Origin of the sequence: Glutamicibacter sp. NPDC087583 (assembly GCF_044743685.1) — a bacterium.
GTDB lineage: Bacteria > Actinomycetota > Actinomycetes > Actinomycetales > Micrococcaceae > Glutamicibacter.
The window spans coordinates 99,793-116,170 of record NZ_JBIUWY010000005.1 but is presented as its reverse complement, the minus strand read 5'-3'; the positions used below and the strand labels follow the sequence as shown (position 1 = coordinate 116,170).

The 16,378-nt window shown below is 62.8% G+C and carries 17 protein-coding genes and 1 other RNA gene; 10 read left to right on the top strand and 8 right to left on the bottom strand.

All coding sequences use genetic code 11. The features are described from left to right. The first annotated feature begins 5 nt into the window (after window positions 1-5). The 3 genes from ACIOU9_RS13760 (at window position 6) to ACIOU9_RS13750 (ending at window position 4,758) form a co-directional block, all read left to right on the top strand. Window positions 6-3,764: a multifunctional oxoglutarate decarboxylase/oxoglutarate dehydrogenase thiamine pyrophosphate-binding subunit/dihydrolipoyllysine-residue succinyltransferase subunit gene (locus tag ACIOU9_RS13760; RefSeq protein ID WP_105658380.1), complete on the top strand. Its 3,759-nt coding sequence runs from the start codon at window positions 6-8 to the stop codon at window positions 3,762-3,764. Window positions 3,765-3,979: 215 nt separating this feature from the next. Continuing rightward, complete coding sequence (locus ACIOU9_RS13755) at window positions 3,980-4,585, top strand: GDSL-type esterase/lipase family protein (protein WP_105658455.1); 606 nt, start codon at window positions 3,980-3,982, stop codon at window positions 4,583-4,585. Between the two features lie 98 nt (window positions 4,586-4,683). Continuing rightward, complete coding sequence (locus tag ACIOU9_RS13750; protein WP_369299107.1) at window positions 4,684-4,758, top strand: 50S ribosomal protein bL37; 75 nt, start codon at window positions 4,684-4,686, stop codon at window positions 4,756-4,758. A 72-nt stretch (window positions 4,759-4,830) separates the two neighbouring features. On the opposite strand, the gene rsrA is transcribed toward ACIOU9_RS13750, so the two are convergent. Next, entirely contained in the window at window positions 4,831-5,091 is a 261-nt protein-coding gene (gene rsrA / locus ACIOU9_RS13745; protein WP_105658379.1) for a mycothiol system anti-sigma-R factor, read from the bottom strand. A 1-nt stretch (window position 5,092) separates the two neighbouring features. Continuing rightward, window positions 5,093-5,746, bottom strand: a complete 654-nt coding sequence (locus ACIOU9_RS13740) for a sigma-70 family RNA polymerase sigma factor (protein WP_166650812.1) — start codon at window positions 5,744-5,746, stop codon at window positions 5,093-5,095. 295 nt (window positions 5,747-6,041) lie between these two features. On the opposite strand from ACIOU9_RS13740, the gene aroA reads away from it, so the two are divergent. The 7 genes from aroA (at window position 6,042) to crcB (ending at window position 11,312) form a co-directional block, all read left to right on the top strand. After that, window positions 6,042-7,358 carry a 3-phosphoshikimate 1-carboxyvinyltransferase gene (gene aroA, locus ACIOU9_RS13735; protein ID WP_133834483.1) on the top strand — a complete coding sequence of 439 codons (1,317 nt, stop codon included), beginning with the start codon at window positions 6,042-6,044 and terminating at the stop codon, window positions 7,356-7,358. Beyond that, window positions 7,358-8,449 carry a ribosome small subunit-dependent GTPase A gene (locus tag ACIOU9_RS13730; protein WP_105658377.1) on the top strand — a complete coding sequence of 364 codons (1,092 nt, stop codon included), beginning with the start codon at window positions 7,358-7,360 and terminating at the stop codon, window positions 8,447-8,449. The genes aroA and ACIOU9_RS13730 overlap by 1 nt, the downstream gene beginning before the upstream one ends. Window positions 8,450-8,463: 14 nt before the next feature. Next, window positions 8,464-9,270 (top strand): inositol monophosphatase family protein, encoded by an 807-nt coding sequence (locus ACIOU9_RS13725; protein WP_105658376.1) that lies wholly within the window; start codon window positions 8,464-8,466, stop codon window positions 9,268-9,270. A gap of 14 nt (window positions 9,271-9,284) precedes the next feature. Further along, on the top strand, window positions 9,285-9,914 hold the full coding sequence (locus ACIOU9_RS13720; protein ID WP_105658375.1) for a metal-dependent transcriptional regulator: 630 nt from the start codon (window positions 9,285-9,287) through the stop codon (window positions 9,912-9,914). A 74-nt stretch (window positions 9,915-9,988) separates the two neighbouring features. Further along, the gene (locus ACIOU9_RS13715) at window positions 9,989-10,474 is read left to right on the top strand and encodes a universal stress protein (RefSeq protein WP_332504504.1); all 486 of its coding nucleotides are present in this window, start codon (window positions 9,989-9,991) and stop codon (window positions 10,472-10,474) included. Further along, on the top strand, window positions 10,471-10,932 hold the full coding sequence (locus tag ACIOU9_RS13710; protein WP_105658373.1) for a CrcB family protein: 462 nt from the start codon (window positions 10,471-10,473) through the stop codon (window positions 10,930-10,932). The genes ACIOU9_RS13715 and ACIOU9_RS13710 overlap by 4 nt, the downstream gene beginning before the upstream one ends. Next, on the top strand, window positions 10,932-11,312 hold the full coding sequence (gene crcB, locus ACIOU9_RS13705) for a fluoride efflux transporter CrcB (RefSeq protein ID WP_105658372.1): 381 nt from the start codon (window positions 10,932-10,934) through the stop codon (window positions 11,310-11,312). Before ACIOU9_RS13710 ends, crcB begins: the two co-directional genes overlap by 1 nt. A gap of 47 nt (window positions 11,313-11,359) precedes the next feature. On the opposite strand, the gene ACIOU9_RS13700 is transcribed toward crcB, so the two are convergent. The 6 genes from ACIOU9_RS13700 to ftsE all read right to left on the bottom strand — a co-directional run bounded on the left by ACIOU9_RS13700 (window position 11,360) and on the right by ftsE (window position 16,252). Continuing rightward, entirely contained in the window at window positions 11,360-11,833 is a 474-nt protein-coding gene (locus ACIOU9_RS13700; RefSeq protein WP_166650814.1) for a DUF2568 domain-containing protein, read from the bottom strand. A 177-nt stretch (window positions 11,834-12,010) separates the two neighbouring features. Then, window positions 12,011-12,379, bottom strand: a transfer-messenger RNA (tmRNA) gene (gene ssrA / locus ACIOU9_RS13695). Between the two features lie 113 nt (window positions 12,380-12,492). After that, entirely contained in the window at window positions 12,493-12,972 is a 480-nt protein-coding gene (gene smpB / locus ACIOU9_RS13690; protein ID WP_105658370.1) for an SsrA-binding protein SmpB, read from the bottom strand. Window positions 12,973-13,026: 54 nt separating this feature from the next. Further along, window positions 13,027-14,490 carry a M23 family metallopeptidase gene (locus ACIOU9_RS13685; protein WP_105658369.1) on the bottom strand — a complete coding sequence of 488 codons (1,464 nt, stop codon included), beginning with the start codon at window positions 14,488-14,490 and terminating at the stop codon, window positions 13,027-13,029. Between the two features lie 53 nt (window positions 14,491-14,543). Continuing rightward, entirely contained in the window at window positions 14,544-15,458 is a 915-nt protein-coding gene (gene ftsX / locus ACIOU9_RS13680; protein WP_105658368.1) for a permease-like cell division protein FtsX, read from the bottom strand. Continuing rightward, window positions 15,455-16,252, bottom strand: coding sequence for a cell division ATP-binding protein FtsE (ftsE, locus tag ACIOU9_RS13675; protein ID WP_105658367.1), 798 nt, complete (start codon window positions 16,250-16,252; stop codon window positions 15,455-15,457). Before ftsE ends, ftsX begins: the two co-directional genes overlap by 4 nt. Window positions 16,253-16,378 lie beyond the last annotated feature (126 nt).

Below are 16,378 nucleotides of genomic sequence, written 5' to 3'. Positions count from 1 at the left end.
TGCACGTGCCAGAGCAAGCACACCACCGACTTACTGAAGAGTTTGGTGGAAACGAGTGGCTAGTAGACGAGCTGTTCGAACAGTATCTCGTCGACAAGAACTCGGTAGATAAGAAATGGTGGGATATTTTCGAATCTCTCGCCGCCGAAAAGAAGGCACCAGCAGCACCGGCAGCGCAGCCGGCGCCAGCAGCGGCAGCACCTGCCGCAGCATCTGCAGCCAACGGGCAGGGCGCGCCACGCGCCGCAGCCCAGGCCCGTGCCTCCGAACCAGCACCGGCTGCCAAGGCAGCACCAGCTCCGGCCGCTGAAGCCAAGAAGGCCGAGCCAGCACCGAAGACTGCGCCGATCCCGGCACAGGCTCCGAAGGCTACGCCGTCCACCGAACTTTTCGGTGAGGAAAAGCGCACCCCGCTGCGTGGACCAATGAAGGCCATCGCAACCAACATGGATGCCTCCCTCACCGTGCCTACGGCCACCACCGTGCGTGCCGTACCGGCGAAGGTGATGATCGACAACCGCATTGTCATCAACAACCACCTCAAGCGCGCTCGCGGCGGCAAGATCTCCTTCACCCACCTGATCGGCTTCGCCGTGATCCGTGCGCTGAAGCAGATCCCGTCGATGAACGTCACCTACGACGTGATCGACAAGAAGCCAACTGCGATCCAGCCAGCCCACGTGAACTTCGGCATCGCGATCGACATGCCGAAGCCGGATGGCACCCGCATGCTGGCCGTGCCGAACATCAAGGCTGCCGAGACCCTGAGCTTCAACGAGTTCTGGGCCACCTACGAAGACCTGATCAAGCGCGCCCGCGGCAACAAGCTGACCGCTGACGACTACGCAGGCACCACCGTTTCGCTGACCAACCCAGGCGGCATCGGCACCGTTCACTCGGTTCCACGCCTGTCCAAGGGCCAGGCCGCGATCATCGGCGTTGGCGCACTGGAATACCCGGCAGAGTACCGCGGCTCCTCGGAGAAGACCGTGGCCGCCCTGGGTATCGGCAAGCACATCACCCTGACCTCCACCTACGACCACCGCGTCATCCAGGGTGCAGGTTCGGGCGAATTCCTGAAGCTGGTCGAGTCGCTGCTGCTGGGCGAGCAGGGTTTCTACGACGAGATCTTCGAGCAGCTGCGCATCCCTTACGAGCCGGTTCGCTGGGCCGTTGACAACCAGGTCGACATCGACCTGCAGGTCAACAAGGTTGCCCGCATCCAGCACCTGATCAACTCCTACCGCGTGCGCGGCCACCTGATGGCCGATACCAACCCGCTGGAGTACGTCCAGCGCAAGCACCCGGACCTGGACATCAATTCCTACGGCCTGACCCTGTGGGATCTGGACCGCGAATGGCTGGCCGGCGGCCTGGGCGGCAAGGACCGCGGCCTGCTGCGCGACATCCTCGGCGTGCTGCGCGATGCCTACTGCCGCACCATCGGCACCGAGTACATGCACCTGCAGAACCCCGAAGAGCGCGAATGGTTCCAGGCCAAGCTGGAGTCCGGCTACGCCAAGCCAAGCCGCGAAGAGCAGCTGCGCATCCTGTCGAAGCTGAACTCCGCCGAGGCTTTCGAGACCTTCCTGCAGACCAAGTTCGTTGGCCAGAAGCGCTTCTCGCTGGAAGGCGGCGAATCGCTGATTCCACTGCTGGATGCGATCATCTCCGACGCAGCCGACGAGCAGCTGGACGAGGTCGCGATCGGCATGGCCCACCGCGGCCGCCTGAACGTGCTGACCAACATCGCCGGCAAGACCTACGCACAGGTCTTCCGCGAATTCGAAGGCACCGCAACCCCGGGCTCGGTCCAGGGTTCGGGCGATGTGAAGTACCACCTGGGCACCGAGGGTTCGTACACCTCGGATGCGGGCAACCAGACCAAGATCTACCTGGCTGCCAACCCATCGCACCTGGAAGCAGTCGATCCAGTGCTCGAGGGCATCACCCGCGCCAAGCTGGACCGCCTGAACCAGAAGAACACCGTGCTGCCGATCCTGGTCCACGGCGATGCGGCATTCGCCGGCCAGGGCGTGGTCTCCGAGGTACTGGCCATGAGCCAGCTGCCCGGCTACAAGACCGGCGGCACCGTCCATGTGATCGTGAACAACCAGATCGGCTTCACCACCGCGCCGAGCTCCTCGCGCTCCTCGGTGTACGCAACCGACGTTGCACGCACCGTGCAGGCTCCGATCTTCCACGTCAACGGGGATGACCCGGAGGCAGTGGTGCACGTGGGCCAGCTGGCCTTCGAGTACCGCCAGAAGTTCGGCAAGGACGTCGTCATCGACCTGGTGTGCTACCGCCGCCGCGGCCACAACGAGGGCGATGACCCTTCGATGACCCAGCCGATCATGTACAACCTGATCGAAGCCAAGCGCTCGACCCGCAAGCTGTACACCGAGGCCCTGGTGGGCCGCGGCGACATCACGCAGGAAGAAGCCGAGAACGTGCTGGCCGAGTACAAGGAGAACCTGGAGCGCATCTTCGCCGAGACGCATGCGGCCCAGACTTCGCCGATCCCGATCATCACCCCGGGCTCGACCATCAACGACCTGGAGAAGCCATTCGCCCAGGCTGCCGACGAGAACACCGTCGACGGCGCACGCGGCTCGGCCATCACCGCCCAGACGCTGGCGAAGATTGGTGCCGCCCACCTGGATATCCCGGCCGGCTTCACCATGCACACCAAGCTGAAGTCGCTGCTCGAGCGCCGCGAGAAGATGTCCCGCGAAGGCGGCATCGACTGGGGCTTCGCAGAACTGGCAGCCCTGGGCACCTTGACCATGGAAGGCGTGCCGGTCCGCCTGGCAGGCCAGGACTCGCGCCGCGGCACCTTCGTGCAGCGCCACGCAGTCTTCCACGACCGCGAGAACGACACCGAGTGGTACCCGCTGCACCACCTGGCCGAAGACCAGGCACCGCTGTGGATCTACGACTCCCTGCTCTCCGAATACGCCGCGCTCGGCTTCGAGTACGGCTACTCGGTAGAACGCCCGGATGCACTGGTCATGTGGGAAGCGCAGTTCGGCGACTTCGTCAATGGCGCGCAGACCGTGATCGACGAGTTCATCTCCTCCGCAGAGCAGAAGTGGTCGCAGTCCTCCTCGCTGGTCATGCTGCTGCCGCACGGCTACGAAGGCCAGGGCCCGGATCACTCCTCGGCCCGCATCGAGCGCTTCTTGCAGCTGTGCGCCGAGAACAACATGGTCGTTGCCCAGCCTTCCACCGGTGCAAACCACTTCCACCTGCTGCGCCGCCAGGCCTACGCCCGTCCGCGCAAGCCGCTGATCGTCTTCACCCCGAAGCAGCTGCTTCGCCTGAAGGCCGCGGCCAGCTCGGTAGAGGACTTCACCACCGGAGGCTTCCGCGAGGTCATCGGCGATGCGTCGATCACCGATGCGAACGCCGTGGACAAGGTGCTGCTGTGCTCGGGCCGCGTCTACTACGATCTGCTGGCCGCTCGCACCAAGGCGAACGACACCAAGACCGCGCTGGTACGCGTCGAGCAGCTCTACCCGGCTCCGGCCGAGCAGATCGCTGCCGAACTGGCCAAGTACCCGAACGCCGAGGTGGCTTGGGTCCAGGACGAGCCTGCGAACCAGGGTCCATGGCCGTTCTTCGGCTTGTACGTTGCACCGGCACTGGAGCAGAAGATCACCTTGATCTCCCGCCCGGCATCGGCTGCGACCTCCGCTGGCAATGCAAAGCGCCACGACGCAGAAAACGCAGTGCTGATCCAGCAGGCCTTCGCCCGCTAGACCGCATCGCCTGAACGCTGCTGGCCAACTGTTGCCGGCGAATTATCCGGGGGTTCCACCTCGGAGGTTCGCCGGCAACAGCGCTTTAACCCCGGCGCTGGTTTTTCGCAGGGAATTGTGGGGTTTAACCAATGACCGCCTCCCCCGATGCCAGCGTTCCGACTGCTAAGGTGGGGAGCGATTCATCATTTTTGAGCCAACGAAAGGTCGCCCAGTTGGAGTTACGCACAATCCGAATTACCGCAATCGGAGATGAGCTACTGGCCGGACATGGCGACCCGCGGGGCCTGGGCTGGTTCGGCCGCGTCGTGGCCCGCACCCAGGATCCGGCCCTGCGCCTGCAGTCCTTCGTCTTGGCTTCCCCGGCCGAGGGATCCGAAGCGCTGGCCGAACGCTGGCTGGGGGAAGCTTCCCGCCGATTCAGCGACCAATACGAAAACCGCCTGGTCATCGCGCTCTCGGACCGCGACGTCGATCTGGATGTCACCACCGCGCGCAGCCGGCTGAACCTGGCCAACATCCTGGATTCGGCCTCGCAGATGAACATCAAGGCCTTGCTGGTCGGCCCGGCCCCGGGCCTGGATGATGCGCGCAACCAGCGCGTGGCAGAACTGAACCGCGTCTACTCGGATGTGGCGCTGCGCCGCAACCACCACTACGTCGATACCTTCACGCCCCTGCGTTCCCATGCCCAGTGGCGTGCCGATCTGAACGCTTCCGGCGGGGTGCCCGGCCAGGCAGGCTACGGGCTGATGGCCTGGCTGGTGCTGCACCGCGGCTGGTATTCCTGGCTGGAGTTGCCTGAGCCAGGCGAGGGCTAGGGACCGCCGGTCCGTTAGGAAAATGGGCCGGAAGTGTGAAAGACTATGAGCCGGCCCGAATTTTCGGGAAGCAATATTGTTCCCTCTAAGGAGTCACCATGTCGAAGCGCGCTCGTAAGCGTCGCGATCGCAAGCGTGGCGGTGCCAACCACGGCAAGCGCCCAAACAGCTAAGCGAAGCGAACAAAAAAGAACCCCGTACCCTTCGAGATCAACTCGGAAGATACGGGGTTTCTCTTTGCCGTGCTAGTGGCCTGATTCCACGCGGATCTGCGAGATCCGCGCGATGATGCTGGCCTTCAAGGTCTGCGGGGCATGCTCCTGGCAGCTGCGGCGCACCACCGAGCGGATGATGCACTCCAGATCGTACTGCTCGGTGCATTCCGGGCAGCCATCCAGGTGGGACTTGACCTCCTTGAGGTCATCGAGCGTCAGCGCTCCGTCGAGGTACTCGTAGATGCGGACGATGCGGTCATCGGCGCAATCACCCATTGAATTGCAATCCATCTTATTTCGCTCCTCGGTCAGCCTTGGCGGCACTCTTGCTCTGGGTGCCGGTGGCGATCCCACGATCTGCTGCGTAATCGGCCAGCAGTTCCCTCAAGTTCTTGCGTCCGCGATGCAACCGGGACATCACGGTGCCGATCGGCACGCCCAGGATCTCGCTGGCTTCCTTGTAGCTGAAGCCCTCGACATCCACGAAGTAGACGGCCATGCGGAAATCCTCGCCGATCGACTGCAGCGCGGCTTTCACATCCGAATCCGGAAGGTGGTCCAGCGCCTCGGCCTCGGCCGAGCGCAAGCCGGTCGGCGAATGCTCCATGGCCTGGGCCATCTGCCAATCCTCGACCGTATCGGTGGAAGTGCGCAGCGGCTCGCGTTGGCGCTTGCGGTACAAATTGATGTACGTGTTGGTCAGGATGCGGTACAGCCAGGCCTTCAGGTTGGTGCCCGGCTTGTACTGGTGGAAGGCGGAATAGGCCTTGGTGTAGGCCTCCTGCACCAAATCCTCGGCATCCGACGGGTTGCGCGCCATGCGCAGGGCAGCCGAATAGAGCTGGTCCACGTACTGCATCGCGTCACGCTCGAAGCGTTCGCGGCGCTGCTGCTCGGACTCGGAGGCCACATCGGGCAAATTCTCGTCCACACTCTTGTTGTTCATCACTGCCGAGTCTACGCGTTCGAACGGCTTTATGCGCGTGCCAGCGCGGGCCCGGGCCGGCCGCGGTTGCTCGGCGACGGCGCAAGCGGTGCCGCCGGCGTTTGAAGTGTCCTGTCGTATCGTCACAGTAGGTATAACCAGCGGAGCTAAAGCCTTATTCCCGCACCGATCTCGGCTAGAATTAGGCAGTGGGCGCACAGTACTTGCGGTACTGCCAGCGGCCCCGAATTGAAGCCTCGAGCCTAAGGATCTACCAATCAGCACTGCAAGCGCCCCCGGGAGCCCCCTCGATCAGCTGCACGACGCAGAAAAGAACTGGTGGGCAGCGCCCTATGCCGCCGCCGGACTGGATGCAACCGTCCCGGTGCCAGCTTCGAAGTCGCTGACCAACCGGTATCTGATCCTTGCGGCCCTGGCCTCCTCGCCATCCACGATCCACAACACGCTGATCAGCCGCGACACCGAGCTGATGCTCAGCGCCCTGGCCGGATTCGGGGTCGGGATCAAGCGCACCGAGCAGGCCGACGGCTCCACCACCGTGGACATCACCCCGGGCCAGCTGGCCGCCGGACCGCTGGCGATCGACTGCGGCTTGGCGGGCACGGTGATGCGCTTCGTTCCCCCATTGGCTGCCGTCGCCGGCGCCAAGGTGGCCTTCGACGGCGACGCCGCGGCCCGCGTGCGGCCCATGGCCCCGGTACTGGACGCGCTGGCAGCCTTGGGCGCCCGCATCGACTACGCCGGGAGCACCGGCATGCTGCCCTTCACCATTGATGCCAGCGAGCTGAAGCAGGATGCCGAAGTGGTCATCGACGCGTCGGGCAGCTCCCAGTTCATCTCCGCGCTGCTGCTGGTTGGCCAGGCACTGCCCGGCGGGCTGAAGCTGCGCGCGGCGCCGGGGCCTATCGCTTCCCCGGACCACATCGCGATGACCGTCCAGACCCTGCGCGATTTGGGCGTAGAGGTAAGCGTCGATGCCGACGCGCGCGGCTGGAGCATCGCCCCGGGCCAGCTGGCGGGCTTCACCGTCACCGTGGAACCGGACCTGTCCAACGCCGGACCGTTCCTGGCGGCCGCGCTGGCGAGCCATGGCACCGTGAGCGTGCCCTTCTGGCCTGCCAGGACCACCCAGGTCGGCGGCAAGTGGGTAGAAATACTGGCCGCGATGGGAGCGGAAGTCAGCCACGGCGGCGACGGCGTGCTCACCGTGCGCGGAACCGGAGTCATCCGCGGCATCGACTACGCCGATGCCTCCGAGCTGGCCCCTACCCTGGCAGCACTGTGCGTGCTGGCCGATTCGCCGAGCAAGCTGACCGGCATCGGGCACCTGCGCGGCCATGAAACCGATCGGCTGGCCGCGCTGGAAACCGAATTGTCCAAGGTGGGCGCCAGAATCACCGCCACCGCGGACGCGCTGGAAATCGTTCCCGGAGCCCTGCAGGCAGCGGATATCGATTCCTACGAGGACCATCGCATGGCGACCGCCGGTGCCCTGCTGGGCCTGGCCATCGACGGGGTGCGCGTGGAAAACATCGCCACCACCGCCAAGACCATGCCGGATTTCCCGCAGCTATGGTCCCGCATGGCGGCTACCGCAAAGGGCCAGGGCTAATGCGCTACTCCGACTACGACGAATCCTCGGTCCGCGTCCGCCCCAACAAGAAGGGCAGCCGTCCGCGCACCAAGGACCGCCCGGCCTACGAACAGGCGGTCATCGGCCGCATCATCACCGTGGACCGGGGCCGCTACACCGCAATCCTGGATGAGGACACCGCCACGGAGCGCATCGTCATCGCCGCCCGGGCCCGCGAGCTGCGCCGCCAGGCGATCGTGCCCGGGGACCTGGTGGGACTGGTGGGCGACACCTCCGGAAAGCCCGATACCCTGGCCCGGCTGATCCGCATCGAAGAGCGCACCACGCTGCTGCGCCGCAGCGCCGACGACACCGACGCCACCGAGCGCGTGGTCGTCGCCAATGTCGACAAGCTGGTCATCGTCGTGGCCGCCGCCAATCCCGAGCCGCGCACCGGCTTCGTGGACCGCGCGCTGGTCGCCGCCTTCGACGCCGGCATCCAGCCGGTGCTGTGCGTGACCAAGGCGGATGTGAAGGATCCGGCCGACTTCCTCAAGCACTACGAGGGACTGGAGTTCCCCGTGGTCATCTCCCGCACCACCACTGCCGACGCCTCCGGCGTGGACGCGCGCGGCGCCGACGGTTCCAGCGCCCGGCTGGATGCCGGCGCGCTGGCCGAACTCGAAGAGATCCTCTCCGGCTGCGTCTCGGTAGTGCTGGGCCACTCCGGAGTAGGCAAGTCCACCCTGGTCAACGCCCTGACCGGTTCGACCCGCGCCACCGGGCACGTCAACGCGGTCACCGGCCGCGGACGCCATACCTCGTCCAACGCCCTGGCACTGCGCCTGGGCGACACCCCTGGATCCTGGCTGATCGACACCCCCGGCATCCGTTCTTTCGGGCTGGGACTGGTAGACCGGGACAATATCCTGGCCGCCTTCGAGGACCTGGCAGAAATCGCCACCGGCTGCCCGCGCGGTTGCACCCATGCCGCCGGCGAGGCGGGCTGCGCGCTGGAAGCCTGGGCCGAAAATGCCGAAGGCACCCAGGCCGCTGACCGGTTGGCCTCCTACCGCCGGCTGGTCACCACCGAGGAAACCACGCACGAAAAGGAGCTCGGCGCGCTCTAGGCGCCCGCAACACCATGGCTGAATACACCCTGCAGCAAGATCTCGACTTCGCCCTGGCTCTGGCCGGGAAGGTCGACGCCTTCACCCTGGCCCGCTACGGCGCCAACGACCTGGTGGTCGAATCCAAGCCGGACATGACCCCGGTCTCCGACGCCGACCGCGGCGCCGAGCAGCTGATCCTGGCCGAGCTGGCCGCCCACCGCCCCGATGATTCGGTGCTCGGCGAAGAATTCGGCGTGCACGGAACCGGCTCCCGGCGCTGGGTCATCGACCCGATCGACGGCACCAAGAACTTCGTGCGCCGCGTACCCGTCTGGGCCACGCTGATCGCGCTGGAGATCGACGGCGAACCGGTGCTGGGAGTCATCTCCGCCCCGGCCATGACCCGCCGCTGGCATGCCGCGAGCGGCCTGGGCGCGTACGTCACCGAACCGGGTGCCACCGCCGGTACCACCGCCACCCGCCAGATCAAGGTCTCCTCGGTGAGCGAGCTGTCTGACTCCTCGCTGGCCTACGCCTCGCTGAACGGCTGGAAGGAGGCCGGCAAGCTCGAGGGCTTCCTGGAACTGCTGGATACCGCGTGGCGCACCCGCGGCTACGGGGATTTCCTGTCCTACGCGCTGCTGGCCGAAGGCGCGGTCGATGCGGCCTTCGAACCCGAACTGGAGCTCTACGACATGGCCGCCCTGGTGCCGGTGGTACGCGAAGCCGGGGGCCGCTTCACCTCGGTGGCCGGAGAAGAGGGCTGCCATGGCGGCAACGCCCTGGCCACCAACGGCAAGCTGCACGAGGCGATCCTTCCCTACCTGAACCGCAGCTAGGCAGCGCGAGGACGATGGCAACTGCACGACGCGGGCCGGCCGGGCTGACCACCAGCGAAGAGGACTACCTCAAGGCGGTGTACCTGCTCACCGAATGGGAAGACACCGAAGTGGGCACCGGCGCGCTGGCCGACCAGCTGGGCTTGTCCCCTGCCTCGGCCACCGCCATGGTGCAGAAGCTCGCAGCCAAGCACCTGGTCCATCACGTGCCGCGCGGGGCCATTACGCTCAGCGGCACCGGCCGGCGCGAGGCCTTGCGCATGGTGCGCCGCCACCGCCTGCTGGAAACCTTCCTGCGTGATGAGCTGGGCTACGGCTGGGATGAGGTGCATGACGAGGCCGAGGCCCTGGAGCACACCGTCACCGACCGCTTCATCAACGCCCTGGAAGCCCGGCTGGGCCACCCGCGCCACGATCCGCATGGCGACGCGATTCCCAGCGCGGAAGGGGAACTGCCGGTCTCCGGGGCCATCCGGCTTGACCGCTTCTCCGGTGCCCGGGCCGTCATCGACCGGATCAGCGATGAAGATCCCCAGTTCCTGCGTCGTGCCGCCGCCCAGGGGCTGGTTCCCGGGGCGGTCATCGAGCTGCCGCATCAGCTGGATTTCATTGAGGCTTCGCTGATCTGGGTGCGCAAAGCCTAGCTGATTGCCGGCTGTGCAAGAATTAAAAGCAGCGACGCGCTGCACGGTGCGCCACACTGCCAAAGGGAGGGCCATTGGAGACACGACCGATCATCCTGGGCATCCCGGATCGCCTCGATCCCCACGTTCTGGACGCAGCCGCAGACCTCGCAGGCGCGCTCGGAGCGCGGTTGCTTTGCGTCCACGTGGATCCCACCCGCTATCCGCTCGAAGAGCTTCCCGATGGCACCATCCGCAGCGCACCGCTGGATCCCGAATCCGGGGACGAAGCAATTGAGCGCTTCCCGGCACGGCTTCTGCAGCAGCTCGAAGCCCAGCTCGGCGGATCGGGACTGGAATGGCAGGCGCATGCCGCGGCCGGTGGCCCCGGTCAGCAGCTGTCGCATCTTGCCCTGCAGCATGATGCGGCGCTGATTGTGCTCGGGGTTCGGGAGCGTTCCATGGCCAACACTATTGGGGAACTGCTCAACGGTTCGGTAGCGGTGCATCTGACCCATCGACAGCGCCATCCGGTGCTCCTCATCCCGCCACGCCGCGCAGAACAGATTCGCAATTCATGACCCGTCCGCCAACACCCATGGCCCAGCGCCCCGCGCAGGGTTCCTTCCTCAACCCGCGTTTCCTGCTGCTGGTATTCCTTGGCGGCGCTGCCGGTACTGCCTGCCGGCAAGGCCTGGGCCTGCTGCTGCCAGATCCCGGCGGTTTCCCGATCGCGATTTTCCTAGCCAACATGCTGGGGGCGTTCCTGCTCGGCCTGCTGCTCGAGGCGCTTTCGCATCCCGGCCTCGACGAGGGCAAGCGTCACCGGCTGCGGCTGCTGCTGGGCACCGGTTTCCTGGGCGGCTTCACGACCTACAGCGCGCTGGCCACCGGCAGCATGCAGATGTTCGCATCCGGCGCAGCGCTCCATGCCCTGGGTTACGCACTGTTCACGGTGTTCTTCGGTGCATTGGCAACCTGGTGCGGAATCGCCGCCGGTGCTAGGCGCATGGCCCGGAAATCGGGAGGGCTACACTAGTGCTCTCCCCCGGCTTATTTCTTATCGTTGCGCTCTGCGGCGGCCTTGGCGCCTGCCTGCGTTTCGTGGTCGATGCCCTGATCAAGCGGTGGCTTCCGGCCCCGCTGCCCTGGGGCACGATCCTGGTCAATCTCTCCGGCTCCTTCGCGCTGGGTGCGCTGACCGGGCTGATGGCCCAGCAGTTGTTGTCGGCGCAATGGCTTGCGGCCATAGGTTCAGGATTGCTCGGCGGCTACACGACGTTTTCGGCGGCCAGTTTCGAAACTGTCCGGCTGCTCCAGGCCGGCCGCCTCGCAGCCAGCCTGGCCAATGCATTGGGGACCCTCGCTGGAGCGGTGCTCGCGGCATTGCTCGGCTACCACGTCGCTGGGCTCTTCTAGCCGCAAACGAAAAATGCCAAGCCTTTCGGCTTGGCATTCCATCAGTTCTAGCGTGCTGCCCGGCGTCCCTTGGGAGCACCCGCTCGTGCCCGGCTCGGAACTTGCTTCGGTGGCTGCTTGGTTCGATCGTGCGGGACCACGTATCCGCCGGTGGCGATGACCAGAATGGCGCTGATGCCGGTCAACGCAAGCATTCCGATGGCCCAAATCTGCGATTGATCGTAGAAGGAATGGTCGACGCTCAGCCACAGCACGTAGGCTCCGATGAGGTAAATGATATGGACCAGGAGCAGACGGGTTCGCAGCCTCAACTTGATGACGGCTTTCGGCGAGAAGAAAATCGACCAGAGGATCAGCAGCGGGACAACTACTACAAGGATTGCTGGAATTGTCGGCCATGGGATGAAAGCGATAGCGGCTAGTGCCGCGGCGAAAAGCAATCCTACTTCCAAGAGGAAGGCAACTGCCGCATAGCTTGCTGAAAGGAAAGGCGATACCCGCTGGGAACTGTTTTTACCCATCGACTTCAATCTCACTCCGTTTCTGCACACGCTGTCGTTTCGAAAGCCTTGGACTTTCATTTCAAGTCTATGTGTAAATTCTCCATCCCGCGAACAGGCTCGCGATGTGACTGCGGACTCCGAAACAAACAAAAAGCTCCGGAGCCAGACCTATGGGCCTGGCTCCGGAGCTGGATATTGTGGAGATGGGGAGAATTGAACTCCCGTCCGATGTGGTGTTGCCAGGTCTTCTCCGGGCGCAGTTTGCTGCGGATTTTCTCTGCCCCAACCATCACGCAAACATGTGGTTGATCCGGGCACAGTTGCCTGAATGTGTATCCAGAAGCGGCAACATCCGCTGGATACATTGGCTATCTAAATGACGTTAGGAACAGGGGCGATAGCGTCCCCTGGCTAACGGACCGTCTGGCTGCTTAGGCAGCGAGAGCGAAGTCAGTGCGCTTTGATTCGGCACTTATTGGTTTGCAAAGGGCGTTTACGAGATAACTTTGCGTCCTCGGCCCGCTTCATCTGTCGCGACTCACACCGTCGAAACCGATCATCCCCGTATTTTGTTGTCAGTCCCGGTCTCCCGGGTACAACCACACCCTAGGGCGTGTCTACCAATCATAGCGCACTGCCCGGGTTTCCCCCAATGCGAAATGCGCCACAAGCTAGCCTTATGCGTTTCCGCGGTTGCGTTCGCGCATGGCACGCAACGCCTCGCGATTATCCTGCTTTTCCCTCAGGGTCTGGCGCTTGTCGTATTCGCGCTTACCGCGGGCAACGCCGATCTCCAGCTTCGCCCGACCGGATTTGAAGTACAAGCTCAGCGGGACGACGGTCAGGCCGGCTTCACTGATTTTGCGTTCGATCTTGAGCAGTTCCTGGCGGTGCAGCAAGAGCTTGCGGCGACGACGGGCCGCGTGATTGGTCCACGATCCATTGAGGTACTCGGGGATGTAGACGTTCTCGATGTACAGCTCGCCACGGTAGAACTGGCCGAAACCGTCAACCAGCGAGGCCTTGCCTTCGCGAAGCGACTTCACCTCAGTACCCGTGAGCACCATGCCAGCTTCGAAGGTGTCGAGTATTTCGAAATCGTGGCGCGCCTTGCGGTTGCTCGCGATTACTCGATCTTCTTGATTCTTCTTAGCCACGTTACTCCTTGCATGTCGCGGGCGGATTCCCGCGCACAGATTACAAGTCTAGCGCTAGAGAAGTCCCAAGGGGTTCACATGTGAACCATTGATGATCGTTTCGAAGTGCAGATGGCAGCCGGTCGAATTGCCGGTGGTGCCAACGTAGCCTATAACCTGGCCCTGCTTCACATGCTGGCCGACGCTTACCGCGATGCGGGACATGTGGTGATAGTTGGTGGCCAGGGCCTTGCCCTTGATGACGCCGTGAGAAACGGTGACCTTGTTACCCGAGGATCCGCCCCAACCGGCCATCCACACTTCACCGGAGGCAGCAGCCGTGATTGGCGAGCCGCACTGGCCGCCGAATCCCCAGTCAATGCCTGCGTGGACATAGCCGCCACGGCCGCCATAGTCGATTGTTCCAGCTGGAGTCGGGCGCCACCCGAAGGTCGAGGTCAATCGGTTACTGGTAGTGGGCTTAACCAAACCCCAGCTGCTTGGCTCGGCATATGTCGGTGCCTTTGGCTCGGATTTGGGTGCTACATAGGCCTTCTTCTTGTAGGCCTTTTTCTCTGCGCGAGCTTCTGCTGCCTTGCGCTCCTGCTCAGCTTCGTAGGCCGCCTTTTCCTCGGCGATGCGCTTTCGCTCGGCTTCTGCTTCGCGGCGCGCTTTTTCTTCTGCCTTGCGCTTGCGTTCGGCAGCTTCCCTGATCAAGCGCTCCTGGCGTTCCTTGATCTGCTGGTTGACCGCGGCGTATTCCTTCTGCTGCGATTGCAGTTTCGCCTGGATACGCGGCTTCTGCGCTTCAAGTTCAGCACTGAGTTCTTCGGTGCTGGCAACCAGCGCATCCAGTTCGTTCTTGGCGTTCTGCGCAGCATCTCGCGCCGCCTGCTCCTGCGCCAAGGCTTCCTCAGCCTGGGCTTTCAGGGAGGAAATTTCCTTTTCAACAGCAACCAGGCGAAGCTTGTTGCTTTCATTGCTGGCTTGTTCCTGGGCCAGGTCATTGTATGCGGCATTCTGGGATTCCATGGCGCGGTTGGCCATGTCCAGGCCATCGGCCATCTTGGTCGCCGAATCCATGTTGAGGATCATGTCCAGCCCGCCAGAAACGCCGCCGCGCTTATAAGCCTCAGAAGCGATCTGCGCCATCGCATCTTGAGCGTCGGAAAGCTTAGCCGCGTTTTCCTCGATCTGCTTAGCCACTTCATCACGAGTCGCTTGCGCGCTGATTAAGCGGTTGTTGAGATCGGAAAGGGTGGCCTGTGCATTGGCTACGCGGCTTTGCGCGTCAGCCAATGCCTGCTGGGCTACAGGAACCTGTGCTTGCTGGTCACGCAATTTCCTGTCGGTTTCTTGAATGTCGGCATCCAAGAATTCCATGTCGTTCTCGAGGGTATCGATGTTCTTTTCGACTTGAGCTTTCTTGTCGTCCAGCTCATCGGCGGCTACCAGCCCTGCGGGCAGCGTGAGCGCGAGAGCCATTGCTCCACCGATGGAGGCGCGTAAGAATTTACGTCGCACTGCGTTCGACAGCATAAAGCTCCTTTTAGAAATTGCGTACTTCAGTTCAAGCCTAGATAACGTTTCAGCTAAACCTTCAGGTAACGCTTCAACGTTACCACTGATGAAATTGTGGCCAAAACGATACCAATAATCAAGAGTATCGGAGCAACTAGCCATATTTCGCTGGTGGAGATGAACGCTACACCGACGTTTTCATTGGCCAACTTATCCTCGACGAGGAACTTCAGCAGCAACCACAAGGTGCCAGAAGCCAGCAATCCACCAATCAGCGACGCGATGACTCCTTCGATAATGAACGGCAGCTGAATCGTTGCTTTCGATGCACCAACCAGTCGCATGATCGTTGTTTCGAGTCGCCGGTGCATGGCTGAGAGCTGGATAGTCGTACCGGTCAGCAGCACCGCGCAAACAATCATCACGATTGCAACGACAGCAGCGGCGGCGGATGCCACGCGCACCAACTGGAAGACCTTTTCAAGCAGTTCCCGTTGGTCAATGACCGAGTCAACGCCTTGTACCGTGGAGAACGCTTCGTTGATCACCGGATACTTCTCCGGATCTACCAGTGCGACGCGGAATGATTCGGGCAGCTGCTCAGCAGTGACCTGGTCAACCAATGCCGAGTTCTCGTATTGGTCGAGGAAGTTTTCGTATGCCTGGTCCTTCGACTCGTAGGCGAATTCCTTGATATACGGCGCAAGCTGCTCTGATTTGAGCATCTCTTCAATGCTCTGGCGCTGCTCTTCGGAAACCGCGCTACCAGCGCAGTTGGGCGAAGTGCTCGTGTCATCACAGAGGTACACCGCAACTTCCATGCGGTCGTACCAGTAGCCCTTCATCTGGTTGATCTGGAGCTGCAGTAATACCGAGGCACCGACGAAGGTCAACGATACGAAAGTCACCAGCACCACAGAGACGACCATGACGACATTCTGCCGCAGGCCCTTCGCCGCTTCGCGGAGAATAAATCCTAGTCTCACTGGTCCTCGTCTTTCTTGTCCTCAGCAACCTGTGACTCTTCGTCGTACTCCACGGCGGAATCGCCGACGAGCAGTTCGCGCGAACCGTCCTGGTTCACCACGGTGGTCATCGGGGCGTACTGTCCATCAATTTCATCGCGGATGACCTGCCCGCGACTCAGTTCAATAACGCGGTGGCGGTATTCGCTCACCAGTTCATGTGCGTGCGTAGCCATCAGGACAGTCGTACCGTTCTGGTTAATGCGGTTGAGCACGTTCATGACTTCGATGCTGTTCTTGCGGTCGAGGTTACCCGTAGGCTCATCGGCAAGCAGGATCGAGGGCCTGTTCACAATGGCGCGGGCAATGCCGACGCGTTGCTGCTCGCCACCGGAAAGTTCAGTTGGCTTGCGACGCGCCTTATCTTCAAGGCCGACCATTTTAAGTGCATCTGGCACACGCTCGCGGATCTGGGCCCGTGAAGCTCCAATGACCTCCATGGCGAACGCGACGTTGTCGAAGACCGTGCGCTCGCGCAGCAGGCGGAAGTCCTGGAAAACGAAACCGATGTCACGGCGCAGCTTAGGCACACGGCGGCTCGGAATGCGGTTGAGGTTCTGTCCCGCCACGTAGACGGATCCGTCGGTGGAGCGCTTTTCGCGCAGCACCAAGCTGAGGAAGGTCGACTTACCCGAACCGGATTCGCCAACCAAGAAGGCGAACTCGCCACGGTCTATCTCGATGTTTATATCGTCCAAAGCTGCATTCTGCTGCTTTGGCTCGTAAACCATCGAGACGTTTTCGAATTTAATCATGTCTTCAATCGCTAGTCTTCGTCGGGGCGCGACCCACGAATACCAATCTCGAGATCAAACGTCTTTTGGTGCGCCAGTCTTCCAAACACTATCGGTGCCAGGTAGCTAACCAGCCGAAATATAAGG

Coding starts and splice junctions, on each gene's coding strand:
- ACIOU9_RS13730 (WP_105658377.1), top strand. CDS start 7,358: ATGCGCTACTCCGACTACGACGAATCCTCGGTCCGCGTCCGCCCCAAC.
- ACIOU9_RS13685 (WP_105658369.1), bottom strand. CDS start 14,490: ATGCTGTCGAACGCAGTGCGACGTAAATTCTTACGCGCCTCCATCGGT.
- ACIOU9_RS13725 (WP_105658376.1), top strand. CDS start 8,464: ATGGCTGAATACACCCTGCAGCAAGATCTCGACTTCGCCCTGGCTCTG.
- rsrA (WP_105658379.1), bottom strand. CDS start 5,091: ATGGATTGCAATTCAATGGGTGATTGCGCCGATGACCGCATCGTCCGC.
- ftsE (WP_105658367.1), bottom strand. CDS start 16,252: ATGATTAAATTCGAAAACGTCTCGATGGTTTACGAGCCAAAGCAGCAG.
- ACIOU9_RS13720 (WP_105658375.1), top strand. CDS start 9,285: ATGGCAACTGCACGACGCGGGCCGGCCGGGCTGACCACCAGCGAAGAG.
- ACIOU9_RS13700 (WP_166650814.1), bottom strand. CDS start 11,833: ATGGGTAAAAACAGTTCCCAGCGGGTATCGCCTTTCCTTTCAGCAAGC.
- ACIOU9_RS13710 (WP_105658373.1), top strand. CDS start 10,471: ATGACCCGTCCGCCAACACCCATGGCCCAGCGCCCCGCGCAGGGTTCC.
- ACIOU9_RS13740 (WP_166650812.1), bottom strand. CDS start 5,746: ATGAACAACAAGAGTGTGGACGAGAATTTGCCCGATGTGGCCTCCGAG.